The 21,123-nt window shown below is 52.5% G+C and carries 21 protein-coding genes; 9 read left to right on the top strand and 12 right to left on the bottom strand.

Going from position 1 to position 21,123, the window contains the following annotated elements; genetic code table 11:
• Nucleotides 1-123 precede the first annotated feature (123 nt).
• Nucleotides 124-1,974, top strand: coding sequence for a signal peptide peptidase SppA (gene sppA / locus Pla144_RS07525; RefSeq protein WP_146449617.1), 1,851 nt, complete (start codon nucleotides 124-126; stop codon nucleotides 1,972-1,974).
• A gap of 50 nt (nucleotides 1,975-2,024) precedes the next feature.
• Here sppA and Pla144_RS07530 read toward each other — a convergent pair whose 3' ends face one another.
• From Pla144_RS07530 to Pla144_RS07540, 3 genes are all read right to left on the bottom strand, one after another.
• Complete coding sequence (locus tag Pla144_RS07530) at nucleotides 2,025-2,801, bottom strand: creatininase family protein (protein WP_146449619.1); 777 nt, start codon at nucleotides 2,799-2,801, stop codon at nucleotides 2,025-2,027.
• Nucleotides 2,802-2,884: 83 nt separating this feature from the next.
• Nucleotides 2,885-4,171, bottom strand: a complete 1,287-nt coding sequence (gene serS, locus Pla144_RS07535; protein WP_146449622.1) for a serine--tRNA ligase — start codon at nucleotides 4,169-4,171, stop codon at nucleotides 2,885-2,887.
• A 6-nt stretch (nucleotides 4,172-4,177) separates the two neighbouring features.
• Nucleotides 4,178-5,569 carry a dipeptidase gene (locus Pla144_RS07540; RefSeq protein ID WP_231936240.1) on the bottom strand — a complete coding sequence of 464 codons (1,392 nt, stop codon included), beginning with the start codon at nucleotides 5,567-5,569 and terminating at the stop codon, nucleotides 4,178-4,180.
• Between the two features lie 150 nt (nucleotides 5,570-5,719).
• On the opposite strand from Pla144_RS07540, the gene Pla144_RS07545 reads away from it, so the two are divergent.
• Nucleotides 5,720-6,067, top strand: coding sequence for an ATP-dependent Clp protease adaptor ClpS (locus Pla144_RS07545; RefSeq protein WP_146449624.1), 348 nt, complete (start codon nucleotides 5,720-5,722; stop codon nucleotides 6,065-6,067).
• Between the two features lie 74 nt (nucleotides 6,068-6,141).
• Here Pla144_RS07545 and Pla144_RS07550 read toward each other — a convergent pair whose 3' ends face one another.
• The 8 genes from Pla144_RS07550 to Pla144_RS07585 all read right to left on the bottom strand — a co-directional run bounded on the left by Pla144_RS07550 (nucleotide 6,142) and on the right by Pla144_RS07585 (nucleotide 13,842).
• Nucleotides 6,142-7,875: a sigma-70 family RNA polymerase sigma factor gene (locus Pla144_RS07550; RefSeq protein ID WP_146449626.1), complete on the bottom strand. Its 1,734-nt coding sequence runs from the start codon at nucleotides 7,873-7,875 to the stop codon at nucleotides 6,142-6,144.
• 66 nt (nucleotides 7,876-7,941) lie between these two features.
• Nucleotides 7,942-9,828 carry a DNA primase gene (dnaG, locus tag Pla144_RS07555; protein WP_197530470.1) on the bottom strand — a complete coding sequence of 629 codons (1,887 nt, stop codon included), beginning with the start codon at nucleotides 9,826-9,828 and terminating at the stop codon, nucleotides 7,942-7,944.
• A 165-nt stretch (nucleotides 9,829-9,993) separates the two neighbouring features.
• Complete coding sequence (gene smpB / locus Pla144_RS07560) at nucleotides 9,994-10,464, bottom strand: SsrA-binding protein SmpB (protein ID WP_197530471.1); 471 nt, start codon at nucleotides 10,462-10,464, stop codon at nucleotides 9,994-9,996.
• A gap of 140 nt (nucleotides 10,465-10,604) precedes the next feature.
• On the bottom strand, nucleotides 10,605-10,934 hold the full coding sequence (locus Pla144_RS07565) for a hypothetical protein (RefSeq protein ID WP_146449634.1): 330 nt from the start codon (nucleotides 10,932-10,934) through the stop codon (nucleotides 10,605-10,607).
• Between the two features lie 203 nt (nucleotides 10,935-11,137).
• Entirely contained in the window at nucleotides 11,138-12,358 is a 1,221-nt protein-coding gene (locus tag Pla144_RS07570; protein WP_146449637.1) for an NF038122 family metalloprotease, read from the bottom strand.
• 209 nt (nucleotides 12,359-12,567) lie between these two features.
• On the bottom strand, nucleotides 12,568-13,086 hold the full coding sequence (locus Pla144_RS07575) for an FKBP-type peptidyl-prolyl cis-trans isomerase (RefSeq protein ID WP_146449640.1): 519 nt from the start codon (nucleotides 13,084-13,086) through the stop codon (nucleotides 12,568-12,570).
• A 114-nt stretch (nucleotides 13,087-13,200) separates the two neighbouring features.
• Nucleotides 13,201-13,419 carry a hypothetical protein gene (locus tag Pla144_RS07580; protein ID WP_146449642.1) on the bottom strand — a complete coding sequence of 73 codons (219 nt, stop codon included), beginning with the start codon at nucleotides 13,417-13,419 and terminating at the stop codon, nucleotides 13,201-13,203.
• Between the two features lie 93 nt (nucleotides 13,420-13,512).
• Entirely contained in the window at nucleotides 13,513-13,842 is a 330-nt protein-coding gene (locus Pla144_RS07585; RefSeq protein WP_146449644.1) for an RNA recognition motif domain-containing protein, read from the bottom strand.
• A 351-nt stretch (nucleotides 13,843-14,193) separates the two neighbouring features.
• Between Pla144_RS07585 and Pla144_RS07590 the strand changes: the two genes are divergently transcribed.
• The 7 genes from Pla144_RS07590 (at nucleotide 14,194) to Pla144_RS07620 (ending at nucleotide 20,509) form a co-directional block, all read left to right on the top strand.
• Nucleotides 14,194-14,847 carry a DUF374 domain-containing protein gene (locus tag Pla144_RS07590; protein WP_146449647.1) on the top strand — a complete coding sequence of 218 codons (654 nt, stop codon included), beginning with the start codon at nucleotides 14,194-14,196 and terminating at the stop codon, nucleotides 14,845-14,847.
• Nucleotides 14,848-14,927: 80 nt separating this feature from the next.
• The gene (locus Pla144_RS07595) at nucleotides 14,928-15,149 is read left to right on the top strand and encodes a hypothetical protein (protein ID WP_197530473.1); all 222 of its coding nucleotides are present in this window, start codon (nucleotides 14,928-14,930) and stop codon (nucleotides 15,147-15,149) included.
• 13 nt (nucleotides 15,150-15,162) lie between these two features.
• The gene (locus tag Pla144_RS07600; protein ID WP_146449652.1) at nucleotides 15,163-17,043 is read left to right on the top strand and encodes a hypothetical protein; all 1,881 of its coding nucleotides are present in this window, start codon (nucleotides 15,163-15,165) and stop codon (nucleotides 17,041-17,043) included.
• A 45-nt stretch (nucleotides 17,044-17,088) separates the two neighbouring features.
• A complete protein-coding gene (locus Pla144_RS07605) occupies nucleotides 17,089-17,877 on the top strand; it encodes a class I SAM-dependent methyltransferase (RefSeq protein WP_146449654.1) in 789 nt (262 codons plus the stop codon).
• A gap of 11 nt (nucleotides 17,878-17,888) precedes the next feature.
• Nucleotides 17,889-19,202 (top strand): hypothetical protein, encoded by a 1,314-nt coding sequence (locus tag Pla144_RS07610; RefSeq protein WP_146449657.1) that lies wholly within the window; start codon nucleotides 17,889-17,891, stop codon nucleotides 19,200-19,202.
• Nucleotides 19,203-19,479: 277 nt separating this feature from the next.
• Nucleotides 19,480-20,319, top strand: a complete 840-nt coding sequence (locus Pla144_RS07615) for a hypothetical protein (protein WP_146449660.1) — start codon at nucleotides 19,480-19,482, stop codon at nucleotides 20,317-20,319.
• Nucleotides 20,288-20,509: a hypothetical protein gene (locus tag Pla144_RS07620; protein WP_146449662.1), complete on the top strand. Its 222-nt coding sequence runs from the start codon at nucleotides 20,288-20,290 to the stop codon at nucleotides 20,507-20,509. The genes Pla144_RS07615 and Pla144_RS07620 overlap by 32 nt, the downstream gene beginning before the upstream one ends.
• 77 nt (nucleotides 20,510-20,586) lie before the next feature.
• On the opposite strand, the gene Pla144_RS07625 is transcribed toward Pla144_RS07620, so the two are convergent.
• Nucleotides 20,587-21,093, bottom strand: a complete 507-nt coding sequence (locus Pla144_RS07625) for a ferritin (RefSeq protein WP_146449665.1) — start codon at nucleotides 21,091-21,093, stop codon at nucleotides 20,587-20,589.
• Between the last annotated feature and the right edge of the window lie 30 nt (nucleotides 21,094-21,123).

The following is a 21,123-nucleotide window of genomic DNA, read 5'->3' on the forward strand; positions in this document are numbered from 1 at the left end:
CAAAAATCACGGTATAATCCAAGAAGTCTGCTATCAAAGCGAATACCCTGACACGACTCAGCGCGCCGTGTGACGGTCTATTGAATCCTCAAACACTCGAAGTATTCACAAAGAGGTCCAACCATGCGATCACGTTCTAATCTGACCGACACTCTTCTGCTGGCTCTGCTAGCGATCCTGTCTTCCGCCACGATACTCCGCGCTGAGACAACTACCGCCGACAAGCCCGCAGCCACTGAAGAATCAACTTCAGCTCCAACCAAAGATTCCCCAGCCAAGAAGCAAACCAAAGTGCGCCTAGCGCATATCAAGATCGAAGGGGAACTTCCCGAATCTCCAGGTCAGTTTTCGTTGTTCGGAGACTTGGGGGTCGATCTCCGCAAGACCATTGCCCGATTGGATAAGGCCGGAGATGACAAGCAGATTGCTGGCATCGTACTCGAAATCGGAAATGCTTCCTTGTCGCGGGGAAAGCTCAATGAGCTGCGAGATGCAATTGCCAGAATTCGAAAAGGGGGCAAAAAGTTCTATGCACAACTTGAGTCTGCCGAGGGTCCGCAATATCTCCTAGCCAGTGCTTGTGACGAGATCATTATGCCTGAGGCAGGCATTCTTGTAATTCCAGGGATGCAGCTTCAGATCGCCTATTACAAGGACCTGCTTGGAAAAATCGGCGTAGAAGCCGATATGCTCCATGTGGGCGAGTCCAAAGGTGCGGCCGAGCCACTGACGCGCCACAACATGAGCGAACCAGTCCGTAAGAATCTCACCGCATTGGTTGATGACTTGTATGACCAGATGCTTATCACGATCGCTGCGGATCGTGAACTGCAAATCAATGAGGTGAAAAAGATCGTCAACCGTGGTTTGCTGACCGCCAATCAGGCAAAGGCCGCCGGACTTATCGATCGGGTGGAATACTTCGACCAGTTCCGATCTGAACTAGAAAAAGAATACGAAGCCGACAAGTTGGTATATGTAGTCAATTACGGCAAACAGGAGATCGATACTGATTTCTCTGGCCCGATGGGGATGATCAAACTCTTTCAATCGATCATGGGCGGCTCGTCCAGTAGCGATGGAAGTAAAAGCCCGAAACTTGCTTTAGTGTATGCCGTGGGTGCCATTACCTCAGGCAAGAGTGAGACTGGTTTTGGCTCGGAAATGATGGGCTCTGAGACAATCGTCAAGGCATTGAACGAAGCAGCCAAAGATGAGACTGTCAAAGCCATTGTGCTCCGCATCGACAGCCCGGGAGGCTCGGCCTTGGCCAGCGACATGATCTGGCGAGCTACCCAAGCGATCGATAAACCCATTATTGCTAGTATGGGGGACGTCGCCGCCAGCGGTGGTTACTACATCGCCATGGGTGCCAACAAAATTATCGCCGAGCCGGGGACCATAACTGGTTCGATCGGTGTGGTTGGAGGCAAACTTTCCATGGCTGGTCTCTATGACAAGATCGGCATCTCGACTGACTCGATCACCCGCGGTGACAATAGCGGCATGTTCTCTGCCACGAATAAATTCTCAGAAGGAGAGCGCAAGGTCGTCACCGACATGATGCAGGATATTTATCGACTATTCACCACGAAGGCAGCCTCGGGCCGGAAAATGGACCTTGCAAAATTGGAATCTCTCGCCGGAGGACAGGTTTACACGGGCCGTATCGCCAAGCGCAACGGCCTCATCGACGAAGTCGGTACACTCAAAGACGCTTTCCAACTGGCAAAGACAATGGCGGGTCTGGATCCTGAGAAGAAACACGAACTGCTCGTCTTGCCGGAACCTGTGAATCCGTTAGAAGAGTTGTTCGGCTCTGACCTCGACAAAGAGCGCGAGACTCGTGCACTGGGTGGCTTGAGCCAATTGGTCCCCGAGCTTCGCGGTCCACTCAACCACGCATTCCAGCTACGCGGCCTGATGCGCGACCGGGCGATGTTGATGATGCCGTTTTGGATTGATGTGAAGTAAGCACCCTCTTAGCGATTAGCTCGTTAATTGATCGCCAAGCCGATTGTGGCTCAGCAAAAAGGAAACTTATCGTCGATATTTGCACCTGCCAGCTCGACGAGAAAGTCCGCTAGTTCTTTGCAAATCGCATTGAAGAATTGCTCTCCCTTCTCGGCCGTCGCGCTCCGCGGGTCTCCCGCGCCGGAGTCCTCTGTATATCTGTCCCAAGGCCTAGGAGCCCGCGCCCACCCCGCCCGCATAGCTGCCAGGCGGAATTTGGCTGTAGGTTGTGATCCAGCACCTGCCATATCCACCAACTCGGGGCACAGATGTAGAACAAGGCTGGTTTCCATGTCGTTAGCGTGATCCCCGCCAGGCGCGAAGATTTCTCCTGCCAACTCTTGGCACAATGAAAACCAATTCACCTGAGTAAGATACACACGTCGTTTGCCGAAGAGCTCCTTCAGATGCATGTAAAAATCATTCCCACCGTGTCCGTTGAGCAACACAGCCTTCTCTATTCCTGAATTGTCCATCGATTCCGTGAGATCGGAGATTATCTGGTTCAAAGTGCTAGGGTAGAGATTCATTGCTAGCGGATAACTTTGCTGTGAGGTTTGCACACCAAATGGAATCACAGGCAAATAGGCGACATCAACACCACATTCATTTGCCAACTGACAAGAACGTTCCGCTATCGCTTCTACTTCTATGATGTCCGTACCGTAAGGCAGATGTCGGCCGTGTGGCTCGGTCGCACCAAACGGAAGGACGACTACTTTTGGAATCTGGGAACTTACATCTGGCAGTGAGAGTTCGGAGAGTCGCCAATGCTTTTTATTTTGCAATGATGGCTCCTATTGCAAGTCGATGAGGTTGGATATTCACTATTCACAAAGCCAGACCACCTAACTGAGGAACGAGATTTATATCACTCCTCCGACGAGCCAATTCGGTCCTTCCCAATCCATTTCCGCAATACCTCTGGCACGACGACAGTGCCATCAGCTTGTTGGTAATTTTCCAGGATTGCGATTAGAGCTCGGCTGATGGCAACGGCAGTACCATTGAGAGTGTGGACCAGATTGGTACCCTTTTCGCCCTGTACTCTGTAGCGGATGTTGAGGCGACGGGACTGATAATCGGTGCAGTTGCTGGTGCTGGTGACCTCGCCGTATTCACCATTCTTACCACGACCTGGCATCCAGGCCTCCAGATCGAATTTGCGATAGGCCGGTCCGCCCAAATCACCCGTGGCCGTGTCGATCACGCGATAAGGAATCCCCAAGCCGTCAAATATCTTGCATTCTAAGTCGCAGAAATGCTGGTGCATCTCCTCGCTCTGGTCGGGGAGCGTGAAGGCGAACATTTCGACTTTAGTGAACTGATGTACCCGATAGAGTCCCCTCGAGGCCCGGCCGGCGGCACCAGCCTCGGTGCGAAAGCAATGGCTCACGCCACAGAGTTTTAGCGGAAGTTGCTCCCGGTCTAGGACCTCGCCGGAGTACAATCCACCCAGCGTAATTTCGGCCGTAGCGACTAGATTGAGGTCATTATTTTCAATGCTATAGATCTGTGTCTCTGGACCACGGGGAATGAAGCCGACCCCTTGCAAGATTTCATTGCGGGCGACGTCGGGGGTTATCGTAGGGACAAAACCTTCGCCCACGAGAAAATGCATTGTGTATTGTTGGAGTGCTAGTTCTAACAGGGCCGCTTCGTTCTTAAGAAAATAGAACCCGTTGCCAGCGATTCTTGCCCCACCCTCAAAGTCGATTAGATCATGCTGCTCGGCAATCGCGACATGATCGACCACGGGAAAACTAAATTTGCGGACCTCGGTTTTTCCCCGGCGAATTTCACGGGCGTGATGTTCCTCCCCGACGGGTGCATCAGGATGCGTCAGGTTTGGCATGCTGCGATAGATCGCACCTGCCTCTGCCGTCAGCCGGTCTATCTGTTCCTGCTTGGCTTCTTTCTGCTCGCGCAGGGTGCGACCTTCTTCTTTACGGGTTTCGCGTTCAGCATCGTCCTTGGCCTGACCGATACTCTTGCTCACGACATTCGCCTGACGAGAAAGCTCTTCGATTTCCTGCTGAATCTGTCGGCACTGGCTTTCCAACTCCACGTAGCGATTTACGTCGGCCTTCACGCCGCGGTTTGCGCAGTTCTTCTGAACGACTTCGGGGTTTTCAAGAATGTATTTTTTGTCGAGCATACTCGTCTAAGCATCCTGATTGATCTTGGCCAATGCGTCCCATAATGCGGCACTTGAGCGAATACCGGCCTGGAAATCTGTTAGAGTGAATTTTTCGTTGGGAGAATGAAGATTGTCATCGTTCTGTCCCCAGCCCAAGAGTAACACGTCGGCGTCGAGCTGTTCCGCAAATGTTTTTACAATGGGTATGGAACCTCCTTCACGCATGAAGACTGGTCGTTTGCCAAACCCGACCTCAATGGCGTCGGCAGCAGCGGCGAGGTAGGGGCTTTCAAGCGGAACCACGATTCCAGGGCCGCCATGAAAATCGACCAATTCCATCGAAATTCCAGGTGGAACCAGGGGTTCGAGAAACTGTCGGAGTGCTGTTGTGACCTTTTTGGGATCCTGATTGGGCACCAGGCGAAAACTGAACTTTGCCGATGCCCGCGAGGGGAGCACTGTCTTGGCCCCTTCCCCTTGATAGCCCGAGGTCAAACCACAGACGTCAAAAGTTGGTCGCGCCCAACGGCGTTCTAGCGTGCTGAAGCCCGCCTCGCCGGTCACACCATTGATTCCCAACTCCTGTTCGAAAGCTGACTGGTCAAACGGGAGCGCGCGAAACTCTTCGCGTTCGCGATCTGTCAGAGGCACGACATCATCATAAAACCCTGGAAGCTGGATCCGGCCAGCGTCGTCAATGATCGCCGAGAGCAACTTACTCAAGGCTATCGCCGGATTGGTCACTCCTCCGCCAAAAACTCCTGAATGGAGGTCGCGGTTGGGGCCGGTGAGATGGATTTCGTAGTAGGCGATCCCTCGCAAGCCGTAGGTAATAGCCGGAACACCCGGGGCGAACTGGCTCGTGTCACTAATGACAACACAATCGCAGGCGAGTTTCTCGGCATGATCACAGAGATACCCTTCCAGATGTTCGCTCCCGACTTCTTCTTCGCCTTCGATCAGAAACTTGACTTGCAGCGGTAGGCAGCCCTGAGTCTTCAACCAGGCTCCTACGCTCTTCACATGCGTGAGCATCTGGCCCTTGTCGTCTGTTGCCCCTCGCGCATAGATGCGACCTTCGCGAATCGTCGGCTCGAACGGCGGCGTAATCCATTTGTCGAGCGGATCCGGAGGCTGCACATCGTAGTGCCCATAGACCAATGCTATGGGTGCCCCCGGCACTGGAGGTGTTTCAGCGTATACCAAAGGGTGTCCCTTGGTCTCAATGAATTCAGGATGGATCCCCAAGCCTTTAAGATGATCAATGAGCCACTCGGCGGCACGTTTTACGTCACCGGCATACGTGGAATCAGCGCTAATACTTGGAATTCTCAAGAGCTCCGTGAGATCAGCAACATAACTTTCACGTTGCTCTTCGATATGCTCAAGAATGTTTTTGACAGTTGGAGATGGCACGGCAGGGATTGTAGTTGGCTTGGAGGGTTGGCTAGGAGTTTCCCTAAACTGGGGCCATCCAATATAATGCTAAGTCGTGCTTTATGCCACCTGATCTGGTAAGACTTGGCATGCCTTTATCAGACACACATCCAAAGGGAAGTAGAAGCGATGAACTGGCAAGATGATGATCCAGGTGGAGGGGTGACGGTTGCCCCGGTCAAAGAGGAAGCTCCCGAGCGTGTCCACGAGCGGCAGCCCCGATATAACGTGCTGCTGTGGGACAGCGATGACCACACGTTTGAGTACGTGGAGAAAATGCTACGCGAGCTATTTGGCCACGAAAAAGAGCAGTGCCAGGAGATTGCCAAGGCAGTAGACAAGGACGGCAAAGCGGTGGTGCTTACCACCACACTCGAACATGCCGAGCTAAAACGCGATCAGATTCATGCCTACGGCAAGGACCATCTCGAAGGAAGCAAGGGCTCGATGTGGAGCACGATTGAGGCTGTGGAATAGACTTGTAGTACTAAAAAATACACCCCGGCCAAGCTGACCGGGGTGTATTGCGATTCCAGAAATGCTAATCCGAATCAGGCGGCGGCAAGCTCGTCGCTCGCCGGGACGGTATCCCAGACCTCTTCAACGGCAAGGATCGGGCTGTCGGCAACGTACTCACTCAGTTCAGAGCTTCTGACAGGGTTCTGCAACTTGGAGACTGCCTTGGCTTCAATCTGGCGAACACGCTCGCGGGTCACTTTGAAGATGCGACCCACCTCCTCAAGCGTGTAGCAATAACCGTCTGCCAAGCCGTAGCGTAGCCGTACGATTTCGCGTTCCCGGTAGGTGAGAGTTTTCAATAGCTCATCAATTTTCTCTCGCAACAGACCATTGTTGGCAAGCTTCAAGGGATTGTCGCTGTGAGAGTCTTCTACAAATTCGCCAAAGCTGCAATCGTCTCCTTCACCAATGGGGCGGTCGAGGCTCACAGGTGTGCGGCCGATGTCCAGCACATGCAAACTTTCGTCGAGATCGATCCCTGCGGCCAGGGCAGTCTCTTCGTGTGTGGGCATGCGACCCATTTCATGCTGCAACCGTTTTGCAGTTTGTTGCAACTTACTCAGAACATCAATCATGTGAACTGGGATGCGGATGGTGCGGGCCTGATCGGCTATGGCTCTCGTGATCGCCTGTCGAATCCACCAAGTAGCGTAGGTGGAGAATTTGAAACCACGACGATACTCATACTTATCCACCGCTCGCATCAGACCTGTGTTCCCTTCTTGGATCAAATCCAAGAAACTCATGCCGCGATTGCGATATTTCTTGGCGATCGAAACAACCAGCCGCAGATTTCCACTGGAAAGTTCTCGTTTTACTCGTTCAAACTCCTTCAATTGCTTACGGAGCAATTGGCAACGATTGCGTAGACTCAAAGGAGTTTCGAGCGTGCGGAGCATGAGTTCCTTCAACTCGCGCCGAACTGGCTCCATGCGGGCCGCCGAGGCATCCTCTTCTTTCAGTTGCCGAAGATGATTCTGCAAGCGGTCCATTTTTTGGGATAGATCTTCGAGTACTTTCATCATCGGTTGCACCCGACGAGTTCGCAGACTCATCTCTTCAACCAAGTGCAGCATCTTGCGTCGGCGACTCATGAATCGGTCTTTTGCAGACTGCTTCTCTTCAGCAGAAGCCTGCCGACTGATAAGCACAGCATAGTCTTGCTGTTGTTGTCCCATCAAATGGGTTAGTGTGGGCAGATTGATTGGCATTCGCTTAGATACCTGCTCCTTGGTCAGCCGTTCCGTGAGCGATACCTTGATCGTGCGATCAAAAGGCAATTCGCCCGCATTAACTTTTTGAAGTATTTCGACGGTATTGGCCAAAGCGCAGAACGAACGCAGTAGGTTGCGACGGAATCGCTTGCGAGTAAGTTCGATCTTCTTAGCAAGGACGATTTCCTCTTCGCGGTTTAAAAGAGGGATCCGGCACATCTGAGAAAGGTACATGCGAATCGGATCATCGGTCAGCTTGGGGAGACCTTCAGCGAACATAGCATCTCGGTCGCTTAATGCAACTTCTTCCGAGAATCGGGAGGCGCCTTCGCCTTCGACAAAGTCGATCTTGAGGGCATCAACAAGATTGAGTAGACGCTCGACATGCACCGAGTCTGTGCACTCATCTGGCAAGTAGGAATCGGCCTGTTGATAGGTCAGAAAACCTTGGGACTTAGCCAAGTCAACAAGCTCAGCAAAAGATATCTTGGGTACAATCGTCGTAATGCAGTCGTTGGATTTCGTAGCGTTGATTTTCGCAGCGGGGGTCATCGAAAACTCCTCCTACACTTCCTGTGTAATGGAAAAAGTTGCAGCGGGAAAACCGAGTCAGACATCTCACCCATCCGTGGGTAAGGAACCAGCCTGTCGGCGTTGGGATTCATCCTTTCTTTTCAGATCCTGAAAAATTGCATTTAGAGCCAGGTCTTCTTCGCCTGGATCGAGACGTTTCTGGGTTAGTTCAGACATTGCCACCTGATGGCGGGCCGATTGTTTTTGATTCGCTAATAAGTTCAACAAATCATTAACGCGTTGCTGGAGGTCGCTATTGGATTTATCGCGGCCAGATTCGTCGCAATCCACCAGCAGATTTTTCACGGCAGCTTCGTCGCAAGCCAGCATCAATTGATCGAACGTGGGGATTTGACCGGCATGCATCAAGTCGAGTGAGATTACAAATACATGGCGACATAACTCATGAGGAATATCCTCTGCTGTGATGTGATCTGACAGTTGGGCAAACACCGTCGGATGATGAATCATCAACTCAACGAGTTCACGCTCCCACGAGCGAAGAGGGGTCGTCTTTACAGGAGTCGAGAGATCTTGCTCAAGTGGTCGCCGTACAGCACGTGAACTCTGCTCACGACGCACCGCAGCTAGTCGGGACCGAAGTGTCTCTTCGCCGACACTGAACTGGCGCGAAAGTCGAGATAAGACTTGCTGCTCACGCACAAGCGTGCTTGAAGTAGAACGGGCGCTCGCCGGCAACGCGCGGGCGAGTGTGCCTATAAGTTCTTCGACTGCTAATGCAGAGCGATGAGTACCAGGGGCTGATGCCAATCCGTTGGTCACAGCGTCAATCTTATAATCGAGGGCGTCGAGTGATTCGTTAAGCCTTTGTTGAAAGGCCTCGCTTCCTTGCGATGAAATAACATCACATGGATCGGCCCCCGTTGGCAAGCTCAAAATCCGTAAATCTATTTCGTGCGCCACAAAGAGTGCTAGCAACTCGTCAAGAATCTGCATCGTACGGCGCTGGCCTGCCTCGTCGCCATCGAGCACCAGGGTGATGCTATCAGTGAACCGTCGCACCAATGGGATGTGTTTCTCACCGAGCGCAGTCCCCAAAACGGCGACTGCATTTTGAATTCCACACTGGTGAGCCATAATCACGTCTGTGTAGCCTTCCATAACCACCAGCCCTTGTTGCTTAGAGATAGCATCCCGCGCAAGATCGAGGGCATAGAGTTGCGATCCTTTGCTAAATAGTGGTGTTTCAGGGCTGTTAATGTACTTAGCTTCGGTACGATCCGGATTGCTGCTGACAGTGCCGGGCAATATCCTCCCTCCGAAAGCAATTGGTCGAGCAAGTGCATCACGGATAGAAAACAACAGCCGCCCGCGAAAACGGTCGTAGAATCCGCCTGATTCGCGACGCAGAACAAGCCCCACGCGTTCGAGCACTTCACCAGAGAAATCAGCCGTCTTTGCGCGATTCAGAAGCCAGTCCCACTCATCAGGCGAGTAGCCAAGGTGGAACTGCGCGATACTCTCATCATTGATTCCGCGCTCGGCAAGATATTGCCGAGCACCCTCGGCAATTGGGTCTTTCAGCAAGCAGTGATGGAATTCACGCTCTGCCCATGCCATCACTGAGAGCAGATTGCGACGGTCAAACTGGCTGGCTTGGCCCTTACTCTTTGTCGGGGTCAAGGTAATTCCCGCTCGCTCGGCCAACATCTCCAGCGCTTCGCGAAACTCCAAACCCTCTGTCCGCATGATGAAACTGAAGACATCGCCACCAATGTCGCATACGTAACACTTGAACGATTGCCGCTCGGGATTCACTTGCAGACTGGGTCGCGAATCGTCGTGCCAAGGGCAGAGACCAACGAAATTGCGACCCTGGCGGCGCAGAGCCATGTAGCCACCGATCAGGTCGACAATATCGACGGCCTGACGAACCTGTTCTTTCGCATCCTGCAGATCACTAAGTGGCACAATACATCATCCCTTCAAGGACCAGGAAAAGCAAACGCCTATTAGAAGCTGTTAGGCACCCTTCAGATAGGGGGAGAAAACAACGAATCCCTAATTGCAAGGAAACCTAGAAGTTTATCGATGTTCGAGAGCACTTCAGCGAGAAAGCCTCGACGATCCAGCTCGCTAACCGCGGCGCATGGCTCGATCGATGTCACGTTGCATTTCCTGCTTCTTCATCGTTTCGCGTTTGTCATAGAGTTTCTTACCCTTGCAGAGTCCCAGAAGGACTTTGGCGCGGCCGGCTTTGAAGTACATCTTTAGCGGAACGAGCGTTAGATTTTTCTCGGTGGCGAGAGCGGCAAATTTGCCCATCTCGCGGCGATGCATGAGCAGCTTGCGGCGACGCTTGGGAACGTGATTCAATTGATGGGAAAAACTGTATTCCTGAATATCGCAGCCAACCAACCAAACCTCGCCTTTTTCGAGGCGGGCATAGGCTTCCTCAAGAGAGAGTTGACCGTTGCGCAGGCTCTTGACCTCGCTACCCACCAGCACAATGCCACACTCCAGGGTATCGACCACAGTGTAGTTGTGACGGGCCTTGCGATTGTCGGCAATGACCTTCTCATTCTTGTCGGCCTTGGCGGCAGACACTTTGTCTTTTTTTTGCTTAGACGTAGTAGGTACCTCCCCTGAGAACAGAAAGGGAGACAGTATAGCAAATATTCAGAACGGGGTTCTAGCCGCACCCCCCAGACAGAGATTGACTTATCAGAATCGCAACTGCCGCTGGACTATTCGCTCAGAGGAGGCAGTGAATTCAAGCCCGGCTGGATGGGAAATGCGATGGGAGGGAAACTATCTGAAAGCGATCCCAACACGGGCGATTTTGGCGGGGTCTCTTGTTGCTTTTCCTGCTTGTCATTGAACAGGTGCTGTAAATCGCTGTGCAATTCGACACACTGCACGTACCGCTGACGAACTTCGTTGTGGGCAAGCAGCTTCTCAAGCCTTTCAGTACTCGCAGCATCAATGTTCTCATCCAACAAGCCCCAAATTAGAGCCTCGGCTTCATCCAGAAGTTGTTGAGTATTTTCTAACGAATTTTGGTTGTCGGCGCTCATGATTTTTTCCTTCTCTGCTCAGAACCAGAGGATAAGTAATGGCAAATCATGTGCCGATGTACAGAAAACGAGAATTCTCCACAATAGAGAACTGACAGGACTAGCAATTCGTTGCAGATGCTGAATTGAGTGGCAGTCCGTGCCGAAAGAACTTGCCCTTACTCAGCGCGAAACGATTGAGGTCGAATGATAGCAGGTTGTCATTATCTCGAAGCGGTTTCAATTAAACCGGGGGTTCGCAAGCCAGTTGCAAAACAGGAAATACCCAATAACAGGATTAAGCTTGCTGGTTCAGGAATGCTAATCTCATAGCCGATCAGGTCAAGGGCCCGCAGATCATTGGGCCTAATGGGAGAAATCTCACCGAAACTGAGTGTTGGATCCATGATTCCCAGCGACAAACCGTCCTTCCAATGGCTTGCCTGGCGACCATCGCCAAAATTCAGTCCAGTGGCCATCAACACCTCAGCGTCTCCCCCAAAGCTACCATCGATCTGGTCGAAGATTGCGTTGAATCCCGGGACCATCCACCGTGGAGTATTCGTAAACTCTGCAGGTGAGCTGGGATTCGTACCGCTTTCGAAGCGAAACAAGTCCAATGTTGTGGGAGTGATATCAGTAGAAGTCTCACCCAGATCGAGTACAAAATCGACGAAATCAACATCACTGAGAAATCCCAAGACATGGCCTATTTCGTGAGTTGCCACGGTCTCGAAATCGAAGGTTCCAGGTGTCACCCCATCGCTATTGTCGAAGTCGAAAGCAAAAGTGGAGCTAAAGATAATCTCAGCGTCTGCAACGCCAAACTGAGCGTCGAGATCGCCGAACCGGTTATCGAAATTGAGAGCCTTGGCGTTGGCCTTGGTAAGCGAAAGATCTCCGTTAAAGCCAAAGCCTGTCGGGACAAATGCTACGTACTGAGAAGAGTTTGGGAGAGATGAGACAATACTGTCGTCAGTTTCATTGTCAGCCGCATCGTCGGCCATTGCGTTGCGAATCACGTCGAAGGTATCAAACAACAGCACGGGGTCTGTTCCACCCAGTATTCCCGCATCCAACATCCCTAGATCAGCATCAATTGTTACGGTAATAGGGTCTGCAATAAATGCTTCCCATTGCTGGGCCGCTCGATTGAACGCTGCCAAAGCAGGGGCATTGCCGGCGAGCGTTGGACCTGCGTTGATGACAATATCAAACGTGCTCAAACTCAATACGATGTTCTTGTGGGACACCCGCAAGAAAGAAGGATTGGTGACAGGCATTGGCACCATTTGGGAAGCAACCGACGCTGGCTGCTGAGTCTGCCCATTGTCAACCATCAAAGAGAAGGCATAAGTGGAGAAAGACATCTCGAAAAGTATCGCAAGCGCGCAACACGACATTGTCCGCCGTGCGGCATAACACAATCCTGATGTCCGATTCATTAGACTCTCCGCCGATGAAATCCAGCCCTGCTGGAAAAGGCCTCGCCACTACGAAAACTGCGAACCAAATATCCCAGTTTTAATCTGCGGCGCAATCGAGTCAACCAATTCTTGGGAAAATGGTAGAAATAACCCACAGCGTGATCATGCAAGGCACTACAGAGAACCTGCCCGAAGACATCAGGGAAGAAGATATATCAGGCACGAGACTAGGCGTCAGCATGGCCATTGAGTTCGTCGCAGCCGCAATCGGGTCCACATTCGCCAGGGGACTCACTCATTTCGATTTCTTCCGCTGTGGCATCGCGAACTTCGCAGACTTTCACATCGAAATGGAGTGTCAGGCCTGCCAGCGGATGATTGCCATCGACCGTTACGGTTTCGTCATTAAAGTCGACAACCGTGACAAAGACTTCCTCATCCTCTTCGTCAGCCAAAGAGAACTGCATGCCGACTTCCAAATCTCCGACATCTTCAAACTCTTCTCTCGCTAGCTCGACCAACAATTCTTCTAGACGATCACCGTAAGCTTCTTCGGGAATAACCGTTACCTGAAAACTGTCACCGGCAACACGACCTTCTAGGGCTGCTTCTAAACCAGGGATGATTTCCTGCATGCCATGGAGGTAGGTAAGCGGGCCTTCACCAGCGGTGGAGTCGATTTCGTCTCCTGATTCATCGGTGAGACGATATTCGATGGCGACAATTTTGTGTTTGGCAATCTGCATTGAAGGAACTCTCGCCGTCGCGCAAGTCATCGTTGGTGGGGGGAAAGCAATAAAGAGAGCGCTCTCAAGCTAAAATGAGTACCGCAAATGAAATCTTTGTGTCAGGCGCTAGTGTTAGGCCAACATCTCAGACTTCATTGCCGCGAAGCCTGTCTCGGTGAGGCTATAGCCTCCCTTGAAGCTCTCTTGAAAAAGCAAGTCTCTCTCGGTCAACTGACGAAGAGATGTATGGTGCTTGTCCCACAAGGGACCATGAAAACAAAGCATTTCGCCTTGATCCATAAGATATTGTCGAAACACATCCAGGACAGACTTCTCGGCGGCAGTTAACATGAATTCCCCAGCGGTTGAATGATAGTGCAGAATCCCCCGACTCCCTCCCCAGAAATCTGGGGAGGGAAGGGGTTTCAAATTATTAAGGGGGGTTTAGTAGCGACGACCACCACCGCCACCGCCACCACCGCCGCCACGATAACCGCCACCGCCGCCGCCACCGCGCGGACGCTCTTCACGGGGACGGGCTTCGTTCACCTTGAGTGGACGACCTTCGTGCTCCTTATCATTCAAAGCATCCACGGCCGCGTCAGCGTCCGCGTTGTTTTCCATCTCGACAAACCCAAATCCTTTGCTCCTGCCCGATTCTCGATCCATGATCACGTCGGCACTGCGAACCGGCCCGAAGGGCGAAAATAAGGCCTCCAAATCCGCGTTCGTCATCCCATAACTCAGATTTCCACAATAAAGCTTCTTACCCACCAAAACTCTCCTCGAAAACGCAAACTCGGCCCCCATTCAATCTCGGGGCCACAAGAGCAGACCCACACGGGGGCCTAAACGCAACAACCGGCGAAAGAGTCTTCGGGCCCTTCATTAGAGAAGCAGCGGCGGTAACCCGTTCGACGAGCCGAGCAGCCGTTGATTTTACGGTATTCGCCACAATTTTGGTATGGTTATTTCCCCAGAAAATGCGCAATTCTTGTCCCGATGCTTGTTTTCTTGCATAATCGCTCGCTTGCCTGGGCCGGTTTTATCTTTCCAGGTGCGTTCAGAGCCCGCAATTCTTGCCAACCTAGCCGAAACTCCCACCACACCAATGGCTAAGCTTCCATGAAGACTTCCACCCGAATTGCTGGCCACGCTATCGCTCAGTTCGTCAATATTTTGAAACGCACCTGCCGAGTACGACTCCACAACGACCCAAGGCCCAAATTACGCTCAGCAGGAAAACCCTATGTCTATGCCGTGTTACACGCCCACCAACTAGCGACAATCTTTGACGCAGAACCCGGCGTTGCAGCCATGGTGTCGCATTCAGCCGACGGCGATCTGTTAATTCCTGTTCTAAACCTTGTTGGGGTAAAACCCATTCGAGGTTCGAGTCGCCGTCGAGGCCAGGATAAAGGGGGCATCCAAGCTCTCGATGAGATGATTGCCCATGTGGCTAGTGGCAAGCCGGCCTACATCGCGGTCGATGGCCCACGTGGCCCGCGCAATCGCATTCGCAAAGGAATTGCTCAACTGTCGATCAGCGCTAGTGCGGCGGTGCTTGTGGCAGTGGCGATCCCGACGCGCCGCTGGATACTACGCAAGGCATGGGATCAGATGCAAATCCCCAAACCATTTTGCACGATTGATGGCTACTTCGGCGATCCGCTGTATCCCGAAGAAGGCGAAAGCGTCGAACAATTCCGGCGGAGAATTGAAGCGGCGATCAATGCGCTGGAACGAGAGCATGATCCGACCGAATCAACTCCACCATAAAGCTGCGACCGCTGGTCGTAATATTTCACAGATTACTTTGCGTTGGCTCTGCTATACGAGCCAGAGTAAAATTGCAAGACTTGAGCAATCTTAGCTACACGACACAGACTCCCGAGCAAGTTGCCGCAATCGATGCTGGCCACGGTTTCGCCTATGCCGAAGACCCTCAGACTCATCGCAAGTCTAGTCGTGCTGAAGAGGATCTCCCAGCCATCACTGATTTCATTGCTCTAGACAACTTTGATGCAGCAATAAACGCTCCGCTTTTGACGAGCAGAACTCGACAGACGCGTCGCGGCTAACCACGCCTGTGGCTTGACGATAAACGATTTTCTCGGCACCTGCTACAATATCGCCATGGTCTATGCGCTAGCCTTATTGTTGTTTTCTTCTCTCACCTGCGTAGGCCTGTTGGCCATCTGGGCGGCCACCTCGCCGCACCATTGGTTCTGGCGGACCATGCTGTTTCTTGGTGTGATGTCGCTGGTGCTCTTGATCCCCGCTTACGAGCCATTCGTGGCGTTTGTACTCCAGGGAATGGTCGTCGCGACGGCGGTGCAACTTGCTCGTTGGTGGGAGATTAGAAAACACAAAGTTGAACGCACCGGCGCGAGATTTGGCATACGGACGAATCTGCTGGCAATGGTCCCGGTGGCCGTATTGAGTGCGGTGGCTGTGCGGCTGCCTGCATTAAACTTTCCCGCGTGGCAAAGTGTTTTGCTAATCGGGGTGTGTGCCGGGGTGGCTACTCTCACGGGACTGTGGATTGCCCGCGGTAAATCCGTCCGCTGGTGGCTACGGTTGCCAATAGGAGTATTCATCGTTGGTGTCCTTTCCTTAGTTTTGATGGCGGGCGATTGGTCCATAGCTGCGACTCACAGCTTATGGGGATGGCCACCCCCAGTAGATGATGGAAGTGGTTATTCAATTGGTTACGATGACTATCACCAAGAACCTGCATGGATTGCGATAATTAGCCTGCTCATTGGGATAGTCGCCTTGGTTCAATCGCTTTTGATCGTTTACTTTTCGTTGATAAACGAGGGCCAAGGGCAAACGGCAGTAGTGAAGAGAGGATTGATTGTTGCAACTTTACTTATTCTCGGAAGCGTTCTGCTCGCCCCCCCAGCGGGTACCTATTACGAGCTGATGAACCCCTTGCCGATTCCTGAAGCGGATCTGCCGAATCCGAATGGATATGATGACTTTCTAGCTGCTGTCAACTTGCTGCCAGGAAATATGATTGTTAATGGCGGCAACTTTGATACGGACACGGCCACGCTTAGCCAGTTGCGTGCTGCAGAGAGTGAAATGCGGCCCGCAATTGAAAGAATGTGTAAAGGATTGTCAAAGTCTATCTTGGGCCAAGTGGATTACACCTCCGATGATCTGTGGCTCGAGAGTATCCAGCAATTTCGTTCGATAGCTCGGGGTATGAGTGCCAGCAGCAAACTTGCCGGAAAAGAGAGGGACTACACAGAAGCCGCAGCAATCTCTCTGGACTTGATTCAGTTTGGCATCGGGATTGGTCGCGGCAGGTTGATGATTGATACTCTTGTGGGTAATGCCTGCACAGGAATCGGTTGCCATGACCTTTATCACACTCGCGATAAAACACCAGTCGAGCAATGTCTAGACATCGCCTCTGGACTGGCAAGGATAGAAAACGATATTGAACCTCTCGAGGACGTCGTTTACCGCGATCGGATTTGGACGCAACATACCCAAGGCTGGCATGCACACCTCATGCAATTCTTAGAGGCTGTCTCTGAAGAGAGCTTCTGGTCGAGCTATGCCTATTATAACTCTGACCGACGAAATCGCGCCGTCCTCCGCCTGCTCCAACTCGAATTCGCGCTGCGAGCGTGGAAAGCCGAACACCACGAATGGCCCGAGTCGCTAGCGGAATTGGTACCCGCGATCATTCCCGCAGTGCCGATCGATCCCTTCTCCCCCGACGGCAAACCGTTGCAATATGTGCGCATCGACGATGGCTTTGTGCTCTACAGCGTGGGGCAGAATGAAATCGACGAAGGTGGCACGATTCCGGACGATGATGGCAGTGGATATCGTGATCCTGCGACAGGCGACCTGCGGCTTGATATTCACTATGCTCCTGATCCGCCTGTAAATGCAGGGTCGATTGGTGACAAAGAAAGTGTCACTGAAGAAGAGACTACTCCTTCAGGTGAGTAGATTGATACATTGCGCCTTTCCTAAGTCTACATGAGAACTCCCCCCATGCTCACTACTACCCAGGCCAGTCTGTACGATTTCCCCAAATACTACGATCTGGTCTACGGCTCGGATTGGAAAGCTGAATTTGATTTTCTGCTCGCTTGTTTTGAGCGGCATGCCACGGGGGAAGTGAAGCAAGTCTTTGAGCCTGCCTGCGGGACGGGGCGATTGCTGGTAAAATTGGCCCAGGCTGGGTTCAAGGTGGCGGGGGTCGACCTCAATCCGGCCGCGGTTGAGTTCTGCAATGATCGGCTGGAGCGGTTTGGCTATCCGCGGTCGGCGTTTGTGGGGGACATGTGCGAATTCTCAGTTAAAACTCCCATCGATGCAGCGTTCAATCCGATCAATAGTTTTCGGCATCTCAGCACAGAGGGCCAAGCCGAGCAACACCTGCATACCGTAGCTAAAGCACTCCGTCCTGGTGGCATCTATGTCTTGGGCCTGCATCTCACGCCCGAAATCGTCGAACCGATGCAGGAAGAAAGCTGGTCGGCAAGGCGGGGGAATTTAGCTGTCCTCTCGCGATTATGGGTGCTGGATTGCGACCGCCGCCATCGCAGGGAAGAGGTGGGAATGAGTTTCGATGTCTACACTCCGACCAAGCAATTCCGACTTGAAGACCGGGTTGTATTCCGGACTTACTCCGCTAGCCAGATGCGAATGCTCCTCGCCAAAGTCCCCGAATTTGAGCTAACTCAAGTCTATGACTTTGGTTACGACATCGACTCCCCTATTGCCATCGGACCCGAGACGGAGGACGTAGTCTATGTTCTGAGAAAGAAGTCGCAATAATTGCACTTCGCATGAGCGAGATTAGAGGCAAGAATCAAGTCTTAAGCCAGTCCTTAATTCCGTTTCAACTTTGTCCCACGGCCTATCCTTCTGTGACTGCCTCCGCATCCCCAGCCGCCGCACTACCTTCAGATCATCCGGTTGCCCCCGACTCGGCACACCGTGAAAGTATCGCCTCATTTCGGCAGTGGGTTGATACCCAGCTTGCAGCTCACAGCCAGAACGAGACGGGCAGCGAGCAGGATCTCTCGGAGCAGCACCTGACAGAGAGGCTGCAAGAACTAGGCACAGCCGTCCACACGAGGCCACGGGAGCAGCCCCTGGCTGTCAGTGAAATCACCCAAAGATTGTTTTCTGGCTACCAGGTCGACGGCGGCAAGACGCACCTGGGAGGGTGCCAACTTACTGACTTTCCCTTTCTGCGGCTGACGTTTGCGGCGGCTGATGATCCGAACCAGGTCGTGCATGTCTTCATTGCCCACGACGGTTCGTCGGTCCCTGACACACTGGCCATCGATCTTGGACTGTTGAATTTGGAACCTGCCGACAAGCCTTTTCCGCGAATCGACGAGACAGCACTCCATGCACTTGTCGCTGCAGGTCGACGGGTGGTTGCCAAGGGAGCCAGCTCTCGTGATCCTCAGGCTGTGAGTAGTGAACCCTTAGCTACCGCAATCGTCTGGGTCAAGCAAGCCAATGGCAAACTGCACTTCACGATCGCGGATTCTACCGCCACGCTCCCTTTTTCTGGATGGGCCAAGTTGATCAAGCCAAAGCCTTTTGTCGCCGAGCATTCCGGCGCGAGCACATTTCACCTGGCTGCCACCGACGACGGTCGCATTGATGCCTTCGAGCAAATTGCCCCCTGTGCGGTCACCGGCGAGCGAGTACTCATTGATGAGCTCGTCACTTGCAGCGTCACGGGAAAGAGAGTCAAGAAGGTTCTTACCGAGCCCTGCCCAGTTTCAGGCAGACCAACACTTACGGATGAATTTTCCACCTGTCCCGTTTGCCAACAGCAGGTAAGCAAATCGGTAATTTCTCAGGATGCATGCGCGGCTTGTCGCGGCCTACACAAGATCAAGAAAGACGACCCCAGACTGGTGTGGATTATGGGGGAACACGCAGGCCTCGATCGCTGGAACAACTGGCAACTGGCTGAAACGCTCGACGTATACATCGCCGAAGCGACCAGTCTCCTCAAACGACTCTTGGTGGTCGTAGACAAGGAAACCCTGGTTGTCCGCCATCTTGCCAAGGCAAGTCGCTTTGCCAAGTCGTGGACCCCCGTGCTTCCCGAACACCAGGACGAAATACTGGGTTAGACAACTTGCAATTGGCGGGCGGTACCCAGCCTGCCTGCCTCGGTTGAATCATAATTGTCGTAGGGATTGAGCCAGCCCATGGCTCCACTTTCTGTCTAAACATGGCTGAAATCGGTGGGGAATTGGAATCGTAACGGCAGAATCGGCAGAATCGGCCCCCAATCGTGCTGTTAGGGCTGATTTGACAGGCAAAAATTTGACACTCTTTTCCTACCCTGACTATACTGCGAAGAGAGGAATTACTCTTGCACAGGCAGAGATTTGAGGAACTGGATCGATGACTTTCTTAGGTAAAATGCTCACGTTCTTTGTTGGCTTCGCGGCATTTGGCGTGATGATCATTTCGATGTTCGTCTACGCAACGCACAAAAATTGGCGTGAAGATGCTGAGGCGCTGCAGACGGCACTCGATTCGGCCCGCGCTCAGAACGAACAACTAGAGAGTCAAAAGAACAGCCTCGATAGCCAACTCAATGCAGAGTTGGAAATCGCGCGCCAGGAAGCGAGCAAACTGGCCACCGAACGTGAGCAATTGCTCTCCCAGAATCTACTCATCCAAAAAGAGCTGGATCAACTGCGCCAGCAAGAACGCACTAACACTGCCGCCACCGCAAGTACGCAAGCAAACAACGAGAAGTTGGCAACCGAAGTGGGTGTGCTCCGAAAAGACATTCGCTCCGAGCAACAGGCTCGTGATGAATCGTTTGACGTGACCATTGGCGCAACTGATAAATTGCATCAGGCCCAGGGTGAGCTTACGGTTCTATTGGACCGCAATCGTCAGTTGGCTCAAGAAGTGGCAGACAAGATGGCGCTGCTCGAACACAACGACATTGATCCCAACGCCTCTCCGGATGCCGTGGTTCCCAAAGTCCGCGGAGTCGTCAGCAAGATGCAACGTTCGGCTGGCAGCCAATTGATTGAGGTAACTGTCGGCGCTGACGATGGCCTTAAGCCAGGGCACACGATTGAGGTGTTCCGTGGAGATCGCTATTTAGGTCGGGCCGAGATACTTAAGACCGAGCCGGATCGTGCCGTGGGGCGCGTCCTTCGCCAATTCCAGCAAGGCCAGATTGAGGAGGGGGATGATGTCGCAACCCGATTTAGAATCGGTTAGTGTGCCGAGCGTTATCAATAAGAAGCCCCAGTACAACATCTACTTCATGTTGTTGGTCGTGGCGCTGATTTCTCTATTGATGGCGTGTTTGTTCCTGTTTCTGGAAATCCGCTCTTACGGCGGGTTTGGCGCTTTCCGCGGCAGTGTGGGATCAATCTCAATCCCACTCCCACTGGACTTCTTGAAGTAGCCCTTCAATCAGCCTCACTGCGCTAATACTCGGTTGATCCGGATCGCTGAATGACCCGGGTTGATGCGCTGCGATCCTTACGCCTCGGCAGGTTCAGCGACTCGGCCGCCAAGTTCGCGGTCAAGGTCCAGCAGAGACGCGGGGTCGTCTTTCACCATGCGGAACTTGTGAACGACTTCCCGTGCTGTTTTTTCTTCTTCAACCTGCTCGGTTATAAACCACTCGAGTTCGACGAGGGCTGCGAATGCCTTTTCTTGAAAAGCCAACTCGTAAAGATTGTCAATTTGCCCCGTGACCTTTTCTTCCTGTGCGAGAGCCTTCACAAACACTTCGACCACGGATTCGAAATCGACTTCCGGTTGTGCGATAGGTTTCAGCAGAACTCTGGCATTGCGAGCGAGCAGAAAGTCTTGCAGCTTTAAGGCGTGTGTTCGCTCCTCTTCGCTTTGGATACGCATCCAATGTGCACAGCCGAGAAATTGATTGATTTCACACCAAGCCGACATGGATAAATAGCTGTAGGAGGAAAACAACTCGTTATTGATTTGGGCGTTGATCGCGTCTTGCATGACTTGGGTGAGCATAGGTAGAACTCCTCGGAATATTTGTGGGCA

Source organism: Bythopirellula polymerisocia (assembly GCF_007860015.1).
GTDB lineage: Bacteria > Planctomycetota > Planctomycetia > Pirellulales > Lacipirellulaceae > Bythopirellula > Bythopirellula polymerisocia.

Excerpts from the sequence above, each read along its gene's own strand:
- sppA (WP_146449617.1), top strand. The coding sequence starts at position 124 with ATGCGATCACGTTCTAATCTGACCGACACTCTTCTGCTGGCTCTGCTA.
- Pla144_RS07605 (WP_146449654.1), top strand. The coding sequence starts at position 17,089 with ATGCTCACTACTACCCAGGCCAGTCTGTACGATTTCCCCAAATACTAC.
- Pla144_RS07570 (WP_146449637.1), bottom strand. The coding sequence starts at position 12,358 with ATGAATCGGACATCAGGATTGTGTTATGCCGCACGGCGGACAATGTCG.
- Pla144_RS07580 (WP_146449642.1), bottom strand. The coding sequence starts at position 13,419 with ATGTTAACTGCCGCCGAGAAGTCTGTCCTGGATGTGTTTCGACAATAT.
- Pla144_RS07575 (WP_146449640.1), bottom strand. The coding sequence starts at position 13,086 with ATGCAGATTGCCAAACACAAAATTGTCGCCATCGAATATCGTCTCACC.
- Pla144_RS07610 (WP_146449657.1), top strand. The coding sequence starts at position 17,889 with ATGAGCGAGATTAGAGGCAAGAATCAAGTCTTAAGCCAGTCCTTAATT.
- Pla144_RS07590 (WP_146449647.1), top strand. The coding sequence starts at position 14,194 with ATGAAGACTTCCACCCGAATTGCTGGCCACGCTATCGCTCAGTTCGTC.
- Pla144_RS07550 (WP_146449626.1), bottom strand. The coding sequence starts at position 7,875 with ATGACCCCCGCTGCGAAAATCAACGCTACGAAATCCAACGACTGCATT.
- Pla144_RS07625 (WP_146449665.1), bottom strand. The coding sequence starts at position 21,093 with ATGCTCACCCAAGTCATGCAAGACGCGATCAACGCCCAAATCAATAAC.
- Pla144_RS07545 (WP_146449624.1), top strand. The coding sequence starts at position 5,720 with ATGAACTGGCAAGATGATGATCCAGGTGGAGGGGTGACGGTTGCCCCG.
- Pla144_RS07565 (WP_146449634.1), bottom strand. The coding sequence starts at position 10,934 with ATGAGCGCCGACAACCAAAATTCGTTAGAAAATACTCAACAACTTCTG.
- Pla144_RS07620 (WP_146449662.1), top strand. The coding sequence starts at position 20,288 with ATGATGTCGCAACCCGATTTAGAATCGGTTAGTGTGCCGAGCGTTATC.
- serS (WP_146449622.1), bottom strand. The coding sequence starts at position 4,171 with ATGCTCGACAAAAAATACATTCTTGAAAACCCCGAAGTCGTTCAGAAG.
- Pla144_RS07615 (WP_146449660.1), top strand. The coding sequence starts at position 19,480 with ATGACTTTCTTAGGTAAAATGCTCACGTTCTTTGTTGGCTTCGCGGCA.